This is a genomic window from Streptomyces sp. NPDC090021 (assembly GCF_044748225.1).
In the GTDB taxonomy this organism is placed as follows: Bacteria; Actinomycetota; Actinomycetes; order Streptomycetales; family Streptomycetaceae; genus Streptomyces.
In genome coordinates, this window is sequence record NZ_JBIVFO010000020.1 from 105636 (window position 1) to 119291 (window position 13656).

Consider the following 13656-nt stretch of genomic DNA (forward strand, 5'->3'; position numbering starts at 1 on the left):
TTTGGGGCGGCCGGCCGTCCGATCGGCGAGGAGTGTGCGCGAACGCATGCCCAGTACGACGCTGGGGAAGCCCGGTACTGGTATCGCCCCCGGTTTCCCGGGAGCGGGCTGTTTCACTCATCTGCAGAAACCGTACGGCAGCGGAAGGGGGACCGACAGCAGGAACGCGCTCCCGCCATCGGCCCCCCACAGCTTCTTCACAGCGCCCGCCCGTTACCGTCGGTAGGCGGGGCTGCGCTGCGCTCGGACGTTCTAGACGTTCGAGCACGTGGTCGTCTCGACCGTGGCTCAGATGTCCGTGCCGATGGCCGCGAACGCGGCCTCGATCAGGTCCAGGCCCTCGTTCAGCAGGTCCTCGCCGATGACGAGCGGCGGGAGGAAGCGGAGCACGTTGCCGTAGGTGCCGCAGGTGAGGACGAGCAGGCCCTCGGCGTGGCAGGCCTTGGCGAGCGCGCCGGCCGCCTCCGGGAACGGGGTCTTGGAGACCGGGTCCTTGACCAGCTCGATCGCGATCATGGCGCCGCGGCCGCGGATGTCGCCGATGATGTCGTACTTCTCCTGCATGGCCGACAGGCGGGCCTTCATGACGGACTCGATCTTCTTCGCCTTGGCGTTGAGGTCGAGCTCCTTCATGGTCTCGATGGAGCCGAGCGCGCCGGCGCACGCCACCGGGTTGCCGCCGTAGGTGCCGCCCAGGCCGCCCGCGTGGGCGGAGTCCATGATCTCGGCACGGCCGGTCACGGCGGCGAGCGGCAGACCGCCCGCGATGCCCTTGGCGGTGGTGATCAGGTCCGGGACGATGCCCTCGTCCTCGCACGCGAACCACTGGCCGGTGCGGCAGAAGCCGGACTGGATCTCGTCGGCGACGAACACGATGCCGTTCTCGTTGGCGAACTTCACGATCGCCGGCAGGAAGCCCTTGGCCGGCTCGATGAAGCCGCCCTCGCCGAGGACCGGCTCGATGATGATCGCGGCGACGTTCTCGGCGCCGATCTGCTTGGTGATCTGGTCGATCGCCTGGGCGGCGGCCTCGGGGCCGCAGTTCTCGGCACCGGTGGGCCAGCGGTAGCCGTAGGCGACCGGGACGCGGTAGACCTCGGGGGCGAACGGACCGAAGCCGTGCTTGTACGGCATGTTCTTCGCGGTCAGCGCCATGGTGAGGTTCGTGCGGCCGTGGTAGCCGTGGTCGAAGACGACGACGGCCTGGCGCTTGGTGTACGAACGGGCGATCTTGACGGCGTTCTCGACGGCCTCGGCGCCGGAGTTGAACAGGGCCGACTTCTTGGCGTGGTCGCCCGGGGTCAGCTCGGCGAGGGCCTCGCAGACCTCGACGTAGCCCTCGTACGGGGTGACCATGAAGCAGGTGTGGGTGAAGTCGGCGAGCTGCGCGGAGGCGCGGCGCACGACGGCCTCGGCGGAGGCGCCGACCGAGGTCACGGCGATGCCGGAGCCGAAGTCGATCAGCTGGTTGCCGTCGACGTCCTCGATGATGCCGCCGCCCGCGCGGGCCGTGAAGACGGGCAGCACGGAGCCCACGCCACCGGCCACGGTCTGCAGGCGGCGCGCCTGCAGCTCCTGCGACTTGGGGCCGGGGATCGCGGTGACGATCTTGCGCTCCTGCGGGACAGCAGTCATAGAGGGCTCCTGGGGGGTGTTTTCGGACGCACTTGTGTCTTTGTCCGCAGGCTAGGCCCGCAAGCGGGGGTCCTGCATGCTCCGTTCGGTAGTGATCTCAGCGTGTCCTTGTCCGCGACGGCCATAGGAAGGACCCGGCGGGGCCCTGCGGACGCACGGCACACCGGAGTGCCGGTACGGGCCCACGGCGGACGTCGGCCAACTACATTGAGCGACGCAGCGCAGGAACGGGCAGGGGGCAGAGCTTTCATGGACACCGACGGCACGCACGAGACGCGCCCGTCCCACACCGGGCAGATTCCGAGACCGGCCACCCCGCCGAAGCCGTCCCACGCGCCGACGGCCGGGCCGACCCTCGGCGACTGGCTGCGTGTTCCACGCTCCTCCGACGGGCCGGGCGTATGGACGTACGGGCACGTGCCGCGGGGTGCCGAGGCGCCCGAGGTGACGCCCACCCGCCAACTGGTCAGCGGAGCCCTGATCTCCCTGCTGGCCGGCCTGCTGCTGTGGTCCCTGCTGTGGAACGGCTACCTGGGCGGGTTCTGGCTCTGGCCGATGTACATGTTCACGCCCGATTCCTGGGCACACAGCGGTTCCTACAAGACCGTATGGGTTGCCGGCATCTGGTACGCCATCGTCCTCGCCATCCTGGCCGTGGTCTTCGGACGACTCGGCCGTTGGCCGGAATTGGGCCGACTGGTCATCGGGCATCTGGGCCGATTCCTCGGTAAGGCCGGCGGACCGGCCGCTGTGGGTCCGGTACCGGCCGTGCCCGTCGCCGGGGGCGACGACGATCCGGCTCGGTGGCCGCAGTTGCGGGGGGCCGGTTTGGGGGACGTGGCCGACCGGCTGGAGGGGGAGGCCGGGGGCGGGCGGATGAACGACGTGGACTACGCCCGCATCCGGCGCGCCTGGGACTCCGTCCGCGTCGACCCCTCCCGCATGCGCGCCTTCGCCGACTCCGTCCGCGACAAGGGCGCCGGGGCCTGCGTGCACCCCTCCGGGGACCGGGACCTGCCCGTACGGGCCGCCCGGCACGACCTGCTGGCCCGGCAGGTGCTCCTCGGCACCGTCGAGGACGGCGTCCGCAACCCCTACGCCCGCCGCGGCACCTCCCTCGCGCTCGATCCCGACGTGCTCGGCACCTCCCTCCTCGCCGTCGGCCCCTCCGGCACCGGCAAGACGCAGCGCCTGGTCCGGCCCGTCGTGGAGTCCCTCGCCCTCCAGGCCCTCGCCGGGCAGGCCGCCGTCGTCGCCGTCGGCGCCGCCGGGGCCCAGCTCGGGCCGGACGCCGCCTACGACGTCGTCGTCCGCGTCGGCGACCCCGGCTCCGTCTACGACCTCGACCTCTACGGTGGGGCCACCGACCCCGACGAGGCCGCGACGCTGCTCGCCGAGGCATTCGTCGGAGACGTCCCCGGCATCGACGTACGACGGGCGGCGACCGCCCTCGCCCAGCTCCTCGGGCCGTTCCGGACGGCGTACGGCCGCTTCCCCGCCGTGCCCGAGCTGCGCGAGCTGCTCGACCAGGTCCCGGCCGCCTTCGACGCCCTGCGCCGCGAGCTCGCCGCCGACGGCGCCGCGCACCACGCGATGCTGCGCGAGCTCGACGCCCGCACCCGCCAGCACGGGGCGCACGGCGACCCCGGACCGGCCCTCGCCGACCGGGTGGCCCTGCTGGACCGGCCCGCTTTCGCCGGCTTCTTCGACACCACCGGCCAGGGCCGGCCCTTCTCGCTGCGCGCCCTGGAGCACCCGATCCGGGTCCGCGTCGACCTCCCCGAGCGGGGGCACGCCGACGCCTCCCGGATGCTGGCCCGGCTGCTGCTCGCCCAGTTCAACGCCGCCGCGGCCGCCCGCGCCGACCGTTCCCTCTTCGCCTTCCTCGCCTTCGACGACGCCTCGCACACCCTGACCCCGGAGACCGTGCGGGGCGTCCAGCGACTGCGCTCGGCGCACGCGGGCGTCCTGCTCACCCTGCGCACGCTGGACGACGTACCGGAGGCGCTGCGCACGCCGCTGCTCGGGGCGGTCGGCTGCCGGATGGCCTTCTCCGGGGTCACCACCTGGGACGGCAGGCGCTTCGCCGAGGCCTGGGGCACCGAGTGGGTGGAGACGCGCGACGTCACCCACCGCACCGTCTTCGCCGACCAGCCGCTGACCCGGGCGATCCACGCCTTCCGCAAGCTCGTCACCGGCAAGGCGGTCACCACCGACGCGGTGACCGTGCGGCAGGTGGAACGGGAGCGGTGGTCCGCCTCGGACCTGGCACACGCCGTGCCCCCCGGGCACGCCGTGCTCTCGCTCACCTCCGTGAAGGGGGAGCGGGCGGCCCCGCTGCTGGTCCGGCTGGCCGGAACGTCCTGAACCGCACCCCGGACCCGTACGAGGTGGCAGAATCGAGGGGAGTCGTTCGTACGACACGGCGAAATGCGTCGGCGGCTCCCCCCAATCTCCCGTCCCCGCCCCGCCCCTCCCCGTTCGGCTCCGATTCTCCCCTCCCGCTCCGAAGGCCCCTGGTAACCGATGCCGCTGACCCTCGCCTCACTCGTCCAGCACTCGGCGCTCAAGCTCAGCGTCCGGGCGGGCGAGAGCCGCCTGGACACCCCCGTGCGCTGGGCCCACGTCAGCGAGCTCGCCGATCCCGTCCCCTATATGGAGGGCGGGGAGCTGCTGCTGATCACCGCGATGAAGCTGGACGCCGACGACCCGCAGGAGATGCGGGCCTACGTACGCCGCCTCGCGGCGGCCGGAGTGGTCGGCATCGGCTTCGCGATCGGCGTCAACTACGAGGACGTCCCCGAGGCGCTGGTCGAGGCGGCGCGGACCGAGGACATGCCACTGCTGGAAGTGCCCCGCCGGACGCCCTTCCTCGCGATCAGCAAGGCCGTCTCGGCAGCGCTCGCGGCGGACCAGTACCGGGCGGTCACCGCCGGTTTCGAGGCCCAGCGCGAGCTGACGCGCGCCGCCCTCTCCGCCGACGGGCCCGCCGAACTGCTGGCGAAGCTCGCGGCGCACGTGCACGGCTGGGCCGCGCTCTACGACACCTCCGGCGCGGTCGTGGCGGCCGCACCCGACTGGGCCGCGCGGCGCGCCGCCCGGCTGACCCCCGACGTGGAGCGGCTGCGCGAGCGGCCGGCGCCGGCGAGCGCCGTGGTCGGAGGTTCCGAGGACCGCGTCGAGCTCCAGTCCCTGGGCACCGGACGCCGGGCGCGCGGCGCGCTCGCCGTCGGCACCGGCGCCCCGCTGGGCACCGCCGAGCGGTACGCCGTCCACTCGGCGGTGGCACTGCTGACGCTCACCACCGAGCGGTCGCGGTCGCTGCACGACGCCGAGTCCCGGCTGGGGGCGGCGGTGCTGCGGATGCTGCTGGCGGACGAACCGGACCACGCCCGGGCCGTGGCCGGCGACCTGTACGGGTCCCTGCTGGACGCGCCGTTCCGGCTGGTCGTGGCGGAGCCGGCGCTGGCGGGGACGGCGCAGCCCGAGGGGCTGGCGCTGCTGGCCGACGCGGTGGAGTCGGCGGCGGCCCGGACCGGCGAGGCGCTGCTGGTGGTCCCGGAGGCGGGACGGCTCGTGGTCCTCGCCTCCGACGCCGGATCGGCCGTACAGGCGTGCGCGGACCACGCGGAGGCCCTGGAGGCCCGGCGCGGCCGGGACGCGGCCGGCCCGGAGCCGGACGAACTGGTCATCGGGCTGTCCGCGCCCGCCGGCCCCGGCGGGGTCGCCGCAGCCCTCAAGCAGGCCGACCAGGCGCTCGCCGTGGCCCGCCGGCGCGGGCGCCCGATGGTGGAGCACGAGGACATGGCGGCGGGCTCGGTCCTGCCGCTGCTGGCCGACGACGCGGTACGGGCCTTCGCGGACGGCACCCTGCGGGCGCTGCGGGAGCACGACGCGACGGGACGCGGCGACCTGGTGGCCTCGCTGCAGGCCTGGCTCTCCCGGCACGGCCAGTGGGACGCGGCCGCGGCCGACCTCGGCGTGCACCGGCACACCCTGCGCTACCGCATGAAGCGGGTCGAGGAGATCCTCGGCCGCTCCCTGGAGGACCCGGACGTCCGCATGGAACTGTGGCTCGCCCTCAAGGCCACCTCCACTCCCGGCTAGGACGGCCCGGGCCGCCTCCACTCCCAGCGGGACAGGGCGTGTCCGCTCCCGGCCGGAACCTCTCCCGCGGGCGACAGTGACAAAGCGGCGCGACTCCGACGGCGCGTACTACACCCCGGATAAACGCCGAATCCCCCGCGGAGTCCTACGGTGGAGGGGTCAGGACCCACCGCACACTTCCGAAGGGCCGGGATTCGCATGACTTCCACCCACGCCTTCTGGCTCGCCGGCCGCCAGGCCACCGGCGAGGACAGCTTCGACGTCCACTCCCCGTGGGACGGCCGACTGGTCGGCACGGTCAGCGTGCCCACCGACGCGCAGGTCGAAGAGGCCGTGGCCGCGGCGTACGCCGTGACGGCGGAGTTCTCCGCGACCCCCGCCCACGTACGGGCCGCCGCCCTCGACCACGTGTCCAAGCGGCTCGTCGAGCGCACCGAGGAGATCGCCCAGCTGATCTCCGCCGAGAACGGCAAGCCCATCAAGTGGGCCCGCGGTGAGGTCGGCCGTGCGGTGTCCGTGTTCCGCTTCGCCGCGGAGGAGGCCCGTCGCTTCAACGGCGGCGAGGCCCAGCGCCTGGACACCGACGCCGGTGGCGTCGGCCGTCTCGCGCTGACCCGCCGCTTCGTCAAGGGCCCGGTCCTCGGCATCGCGCCGTTCAACTTCCCGCTGAACCTGTGCGCCCACAAGGTGGCCCCGGCCATCGCCGTCGGCGCGCCGATCATCCTCAAGCCGGCTCCGGCCACGCCGCTGTCCGGCCTGATCCTGGGCGAGCTGCTCGCCGAGACCGACCTCCCGGCCGGCTCCTGGTCGGTCCTGCCGGTCGCGAACGACAAGATGCCCGCCCTGGTCAAGGACGAGCGCCTCCCCGTCATCTCCTTCACCGGCTCCGACACCGTCGGCTACGCCATCCAGCAGTCGGTGCCCCACAAGCACTGCACCCTGGAGCTCGGCGGCAACGCCGCGGCCGTGGTCCTGGACGACTGGTCCTCCGACGCCGACCTCGACTGGGCCGCGACCCGCATCGCGACCTTCTCGAACTACCAGGCCGGCCAGTCCTGCATCTCCGTGCAGCGCGTGATCGCCGACGCCTCCGTCTACGACCGCCTCGTGGAGAAGGTCGTCGCGAAGGTCCAGGCCCAGGTCACCGGTGACCCGAACGAAGACGCCACCGACGTCGGCCCCCTCGTCTCCGAGGCCGCCGCCCAGCGCGTCGAGGCCTGGGTCGAGGAGGCCGTGTCCGCCGGCGCCAAGCTGCTCACCGGTGGCAAGCGCGAGGGTGCCTCGTACGAGCCCACCGTCCTCGCGAACGTCCCCGAGGGCGTCAAGCTCGCCACCGAGGAGGTCTTCGGCCCGGTCCTGACCCTGCTGCGGGTCGAGAACACCGACGAGGCCTTCGCCGCGGTGAACGACTCGAAGTTCGGTCTGCAGACCGGCGTCTTCACCCGCGACGTCCAGACCGCGTTCCGCGCACACCGCGAGCTTGAGGTCGGCGGCGTGATCATCGGCGACGCGCCGTCCTACCGCGCCGACCAGATGCCGTACGGCGGAGTCAAGCAGTCCGGTGTGGGCCGCGAGGGCGTCCGCTACGCGATGGACGACTACACGTACGAGCGGGTCCTGGTCCTGACCGGCCTCGACATCTGATCTCGTACGGCCATTGAGCCGACGGCCGGAGCCCACTGTGCGGGGGCTCCGGCCGTCCCCCTTTTCCGGGCCGGGTCCGGCCCGGGAGCGGCCCCCCGCGCCCGGTGATTCCCCCGACTGGTCCGTCCCGGCTTTTCCCACCGAGCCGGGCGGGGTACGACTCACAGGTAGCACCGGCCAGTAGGCCGGTGCACCGACTCCGGCGGCGAGGTGAGCCCCCTCATGTCCGCAACACAGCCCGTACAGCCCAGCGGCACACAGCCCAAGGTGACCGAGCGCGAGGCACGACAGGTCGCGGAAGCGGCCCGGGAGCAGGACTGGCGCAAACCCAGTTTCGCCAAGGAGCTCTTCCTGGGACGGTTCCGGCTCGACCTGATCCATCCCCACCCGCTCCCCACCGACGAGGACGTCCGCCGGGGCGAGGCCTTCCTCGCCCGGCTGCGCGAGTTCTGTGAGACCCGTATCGACGGCGCCCTCATCGAGCGCGAGGCGAAGATCCCCGACGAGACCGTGCGCGGCCTCAAGGAGCTCGGCGCCCTCGGCATGAAGATCGACCCCAAGTACGGGGGTCTCGGCCTCACGCAGGTCTACTACAACAAGGCGCTCGCCCTCGTCGGCTCGGTCAGCCCGGCCATCGGGGCCCTGCTCTCCGCCCACCAGTCGATCGGTGTGCCCCAGCCGCTCAAGATGTTCGGCACGCAGGCCCAGAAGGACGCCTACCTGCCCCGCTGCGCCACCACCGCGATCAGCGCCTTCCTGCTCACCGAACCCGACGTGGGCTCCGACCCGGCACGCCTGGCCACCACCGCGGTGCCGGACGGCGACGACGCCTACGTCCTGGACGGCGTGAAGCTGTGGACCACCAACGGGGTCGTCGCGGACCTGCTGGTGGTTATGGCCCGGGTCCCGAAGTCGGAGAACCACCGCGGCGGGATCACCGCCTTCGTCGTCGAGGCCGACTCGCCCGGCATCACCGTCGAGCACCGCAACGCCTTCATGGGCCTGCGCGGCCTGGAGAACGGCGTCACCCGCTTCCACCGGGTACGCGTCCCCGCCGACCAGCGCATCGGAGCCGAGGGCGCAGGCCTGAAGATCGCCCTCACCACGCTCAACACCGGGCGCCTCTCTCTGCCCGCCATGTGCGTCGGCGCCGGCAAGTGGTGCCTGAAGATCGCCCGCGAGTGGTCCGGCGTACGCGAGCAGTGGGGCCGGCCGGTCGCCCGGCACGAGGCGGTCGGCGCCAAGATCTCCTTCATCGCCGCCACCACCTTCGCCCTCGAAGCGGTCGTCGACCTCGCCTCCCAGATGGCCGACGAGGACCGCAACGACATCCGCATCGAAGCCGCCCTCGCCAAGCTCTACGGCTCCGAGATGGCCTGTCTGATGGCCGACGAACTGGTCCAGATCCGCGGCGGGCGCGGCTTCGAGACCGCCGAGTCCCTGGCCGCCCGCGGCGAGCGCGCCGTCCCCGCCGAGCAGATGCTGCGCGATCTGCGCATCAACCGGATCTTCGAGGGCTCGACGGAGATCATGCACCCTGATCGCCCGCGAGGCCGTCGACGCCCACCTGTCGGTGGCCGGCGACCTCATCGACCCCGAGAAGGCACTCGGCGACAAGGCCAGGGCCGGCGCCCGCGCCGCCGGGTTCTACGCCCGCTGGCTGCCCAAACTGGCCACCGGCCCCGGTCACGTCCCCGGCACCTACCGGGCCTTCCACCCCAGCGGTCACCCCGACCTCTCCACCCACCTGCGCTATGTGGAGCGCAGCGCCCGCAAACTCGCCCGCTCCACCTTCTACGCGATGTCCCGCTGGCAGGGCCGCATGGAGACCAAGCAGGGCTTCCTCGGCCGGATCGTCGACATCGGCGCCGAACTCTTCGCGATGAGCGCGGCCTGCGTGCGCGCCGAGCACCTGCGCGCCTCCGGCGAGCACGGCCGCGAGGCGTACCAGCTCGCCGACGCCTTCTGCGAGCAGTCCCGGCTGCGCGTCGAGGAGCTCTTCGGCCGGCTCTGGTCCAACACCGACGACCTCGACCGCAAGGTGGTCGCCGGAGTCCTGTCCGGGACGTACGCCTGGCTGGAGGAGGGCGTCCTCGACCCCTCCGGGGACGGCCCCTGGATCGCCGATGCAACACCCGGACCCTCCAATCGCAAAAACGTGCACCGCCCCCTCCGCTGACCTGCGATCATCGCCGCACGTCGGACAGACGTACGAGGATGAGTCACGCGTGCGGATCCGGCACGCGTACGAGCACAGCGCGAGGCGGACGAGAACGATGCCGACGGCCGAGCAGGACCGCACCAGCCGACGGCTGGCCTGGTGCGTGGCGCACCTGCTGCGCCACGCACCGGACCACGTCGTCATCGACACGACCCGCCGGCTCGACCGGCCCACCCTCAAATACCTCTGCCGCGACGAATGGCTGGCGGCCTCGACCGTCACCCTGCTGCTGCGCCACGGGACCGCGGCCGACCGCGGCTACATCGCCCGCAACCCCCGCGTCGTGGGCCGGCCGCTGCCCGGCCTGCCCGGACCCGCCCGCTACGCCCGCCGCCGCACCCCGCCCGAGCTCCTGCCCGTGCTCCGCGCCGAACTGGGCCGGGACCCCGGGGCGGAACCCCTCACCGCCGCCGAGCTGATCGCCCTGCTGCGCCGCCACGGCCGCCGCGGACCACGCGTCCCGCTGGACGTCCTGGCGCTTCCCCACACGGCGGATCCCGCGCTGCTGCTCGCCGAGCACGCCCGCCGGCCGCTGCCCGCAGGCTCCGTCGAGGCCCTGCTGCTCGTCACCGACCTGCCGCGGAAGACCGTCCAGGGGCTGCTCGCCGGCGACGCGGCGCCGACGGAGGGCGGTACCTGGCACCGGCCCGCCGTCCGCGCCGTACGGATGGGCCGGCTCACGCACGAGGAACTCGTCGCCCACGTCGCCCCCGCCCGCCACACCCTGCTCCTCGGCCACCTCCCCGGGCGCCGCTCCCTGCGCTGGACCCTGCCCGAACAGGCCGGCATGCAGACCGCCGTGATGCGGGCCCTGCGCCCGCTGGGGGACGATCCGAGGCTCTGGGCGGAACTCCTGCGGCACGCCCCCGGCCACCCCGGCCCGCTGCCCGCACTGGTGGCCGGCGTCGTCGGCGGGACCCTGCCCGGACCGGACGGCACGGGGGAGCCGGACCCCGAGCTCGCCCGGGCCGTCCGCCACTTCGCCCCGACCACCGCCGAGCCCTCCGGGGGCGTGGAGCGCGAACTGGCCCTCGCCAGCCTGGCCGTGCCCATGGAGAGGGCCGAGGAGGACATCCGCTGGGTGCGCGACTGCCTCGACCGCGGCCTGCTCACCGGCGTCGACGTGATCCGGCACAAGCTGCCGGCCTGCTGGGCCCTCGACGAGGACCACTGGCTCGGCGACGTGGACCACCCCGACCGGCACGACCACCCGGAGGCCGTCCTCGCCGCCCACGCCGAGGCGTACCGGCTGCTCACCGTCGCCCTCGGGGAGGACCCGGAGGCGTGGTGGCGCACCGCCCGCACGCTCCCCGACTTCGCCGGAACGCTCCCGCACCTCCTCCTGCGGGTCACGGAAGGGGGCTCCGTGTCGGGCCGCCCCTGAGTTGCGGCAACAATGGGGGCATGAGCGACCGTCCAGCCCCCCTCGCCGACCCGCACCTCCTCTTCGACGCCGCGGCCGGCCGCCGGGACATCGTGATCCTCGGGTCCACCGGCTCCATCGGCACCCAGGCCATCGACCTCGCGCTGCGCAACCCGGACCGGTTCCGGGTCACCGCCCTGTCCGCCGCCGGTGGCCGGGTGGCGCTGCTGGCCGAACAGGCCCGGCTGCTGCGCGTGCAGAAGGTGGCCGTCGCCCGCGAGGACGTCGTACCGGCCCTGAAGGAGGCGCTCGGCGCCCAGTACGGGCCGGGCGAGGCGCTGCCGGAGATCCTGGCCGGTCCGGACGCCGCGACCGAACTCGCCGGCTCCGAGTGCCACACCGTCCTCAACGGCATCACCGGCTCCATCGGCCTCGCGCCGACCCTCGCCGCCCTCCGGGCGGGCCGCACCCTGGCCCTGGCCAACAAGGAGTCGCTGATCGTCGGCGGCCCGCTGGTCAAGGCCCTCGCGAAGCCCGGCCAGATCATCCCCGTGGACTCCGAGCACGCCGCGCTCTTCCAGGCGCTGGCCGCCGGCACCCGCGCCGACGTCCGCAAGCTCGTGGTGACCGCCTCCGGCGGCCCCTTCCGCGGCCGCACCCGCGCCGAGCTGGGACGCGTCACCGTCGAGGACGCGCTCGCCCACCCGACCTGGGCCATGGGCCCGGTGATCACCGTCAACTCGGCGACCCTGGTCAACAAGGGTCTGGAGGTCATCGAGGCCCACCTCCTCTACGACATCCCGTTCGAGCAGATCGAGGTCGTGGTCCACCCGCAGTCGTACGTGCACTCGATGGTGGAGTTCACCGACGGCTCCACCCTCGCGCAGGCCACCCCGCCGGACATGCGCGGGCCCATCGCCATCGGCCTCGGCTGGCCCCAGCGGATCCCGGACGCGGCCCCCGCCTTCGACTGGACCAAGGCCTCCACCTGGGAGTTCTTCCCGCTGGACACCGAGGCCTTCCCCGCCGTCGGCATCGCCCGGCACGTGGGCGGCCTCGGTGGCACCGCCCCGGCCGTGTTCAACGCGGCGAACGAGGAGTGCGTCGAGGCGTTCCTGGCCGGTCGGCTGCCGTTCACAGCAATCATGGATACGGTCTCTGCCGTGGTCGATGAGCACGGGACGCCGGAGTCGGGAACCTCCCTGACCGTCCAGGACGTCCTTGAAGCAGAGGCCTGGGCCAGGGCCCGGGCGCGGGAGATGGCGGCTCGGGCCGCCGCGGAGGCGCGCGCATGACACTTCTGATGACGGTGCTCGGAATCGTGATCTTCGCGGTCGGTCTGCTGGTCTCCATCGCGTGGCACGAGCTGGGACACCTCTCCACGGCCAAGCTGTTCGGCATTCGCGTGCCGCAGTACATGGTGGGCTTCGGCCCGACCCTCTGGTCGCGGAGGAAGGGCGAGACCGAGTACGGGATCAAGGCCATCCCCATGGGCGGCTACATCCGCATGATCGGGATGTTCCCGCCCGGCGAGGACGGCAAGGTCACCGCCCGGTCCACCTCGCCGTTCCGGTCGATGATCGAGGACGCGCGCTCGGCGGCGTACGAGGAGCTCCAGCCCGGCGACGAGAGCCGGCTCTTCTACACGCGCAAGCCGTGGAAGCGCGTGATCGTGATGTTCGCCGGCCCGTTCATGAACCTGGTCCTGGCCGTGGCGATCTTCCTCACCACCCTGATGACCTTCGGGCTGAACACCCAGACCACCTCGGTCGCCACCGTCTCGGACTGCGTCATCCAGCAGAGCGAGAAGCGCGACACGTGCCAGGCCGGCGACCCGGCCGCGCCCGCCAAGGCCGCCGGCCTCCAGGCGGGCGACAAGATCGTCGCCTTCAACGGCCGCCCCGTCGACGACTGGTCCGCGCTCCAGAAGGACATCCGGGCCACCGTCGGGCCCGCCACGATCACCGTGGTCCGGGCCGGCGAGCGCCTCGACCTCAAGGCGAACCTGATCGAGAACAAGGTTGCCAAGACCGACGGCAGCGGCAGGTACGTCAAGGACGAGTACGTCACCGCGGGCTTCCTCGGCTTCGCGCCCGCCTCCGGCTACGTACCGCAGTCCTTCGGCCAGTCCGCCGAGCGCATGGGCGAGATGATGGAGGCCGGCGTGCAGTCGCTGGTCGCCCTGCCGTCGAAGGTCCCGGACCTGTGGAGCGCGGCCTTCAACGGGGCCGAGCGCAAGCAGGACAGCCCGATGGGAGTCGTCGGCGCGGCACGCGTCAGCGGTGAGATCTTCACCCTGGACATCCCCGCCCAGCACCAGCTGGTGTTCTTCCTCAACCTGCTGGCCGGCTTCAACCTCTCCCTGTTCCTCTTCAACATGCTGCCGCTGCTCCCGCTCGACGGCGGGCACATCGCCGGCGCCCTGTGGGAGTCGCTGCGGCGGGGCGTGGCACGGATCTTCCGCCGCCCCGACCCCGGCCCGTTCGACGTGGCCAAGCTGATGCCCGTCGCCTACGTGGTCGCGGGCCTGTTCATCTGCTTCACCCTGCTGGTGATGGTGGCCGACGTGGTGAACCCGATCAAGATCACCTAGTGCGCGGGGGCCGTACCCCAGTCGTACCGGAGCCGGGCACGGATCGTGCCCGGCTCCCTACGTTCGGGTGGCGCACCCCCTCGGATGCACGGC

The 13656-nt window shown here is 72.9% G+C and carries 7 protein-coding genes and 1 pseudogene; 7 read left to right on the top strand and 1 reads right to left on the bottom strand.

Features of this window, described 5'->3' with window-relative positions:
• Positions 1-288 precede the first annotated feature (288 nt).
• Complete coding sequence (gene gabT / locus ACIPXC_RS18255; protein WP_401618855.1) at positions 289-1635, bottom strand: 4-aminobutyrate--2-oxoglutarate transaminase; 1347 nt, start codon at positions 1633-1635, stop codon at positions 289-291.
• Between the two features lie 249 nt (positions 1636-1884).
• Between gabT and ACIPXC_RS18260 the strand changes: the two genes are divergently transcribed.
• The 7 genes and pseudogenes from ACIPXC_RS18260 (at position 1885) to ACIPXC_RS18290 (ending at position 13563) form a co-directional block, all read left to right on the top strand.
• Entirely contained in the window at positions 1885-4002 is a 2118-nt protein-coding gene (locus ACIPXC_RS18260) for an ATP-binding protein (RefSeq protein WP_401618858.1), read from the top strand.
• Between the two features lie 159 nt (positions 4003-4161).
• A complete protein-coding gene (locus ACIPXC_RS18265) occupies positions 4162-5742 on the top strand; it encodes a PucR family transcriptional regulator (RefSeq protein ID WP_401618861.1) in 1581 nt (526 codons plus the stop codon).
• Positions 5743-5940: 198 nt separating this feature from the next.
• The gene (locus ACIPXC_RS18270; protein WP_401618864.1) at positions 5941-7386 is read left to right on the top strand and encodes an aldehyde dehydrogenase family protein; all 1446 of its coding nucleotides are present in this window, start codon (positions 5941-5943) and stop codon (positions 7384-7386) included.
• A gap of 222 nt (positions 7387-7608) precedes the next feature.
• Positions 7609-9565, top strand: a pseudogene (locus tag ACIPXC_RS18275) (acyl-CoA dehydrogenase family protein).
• A 97-nt stretch (positions 9566-9662) separates the two neighbouring features.
• The gene (locus ACIPXC_RS18280) at positions 9663-10991 is read left to right on the top strand and encodes a hypothetical protein (protein ID WP_401618867.1); all 1329 of its coding nucleotides are present in this window, start codon (positions 9663-9665) and stop codon (positions 10989-10991) included.
• A gap of 20 nt (positions 10992-11011) precedes the next feature.
• Positions 11012-12265 carry a 1-deoxy-D-xylulose-5-phosphate reductoisomerase gene (gene dxr / locus ACIPXC_RS18285; protein ID WP_401618870.1) on the top strand — a complete coding sequence of 418 codons (1254 nt, stop codon included), beginning with the start codon at positions 11012-11014 and terminating at the stop codon, positions 12263-12265.
• Entirely contained in the window at positions 12262-13563 is a 1302-nt protein-coding gene (locus ACIPXC_RS18290) for a M50 family metallopeptidase (protein ID WP_401618873.1), read from the top strand. The genes dxr and ACIPXC_RS18290 overlap by 4 nt, the downstream gene beginning before the upstream one ends.
• The last annotated feature ends 93 nt before the right edge of the window (positions 13564-13656 follow it).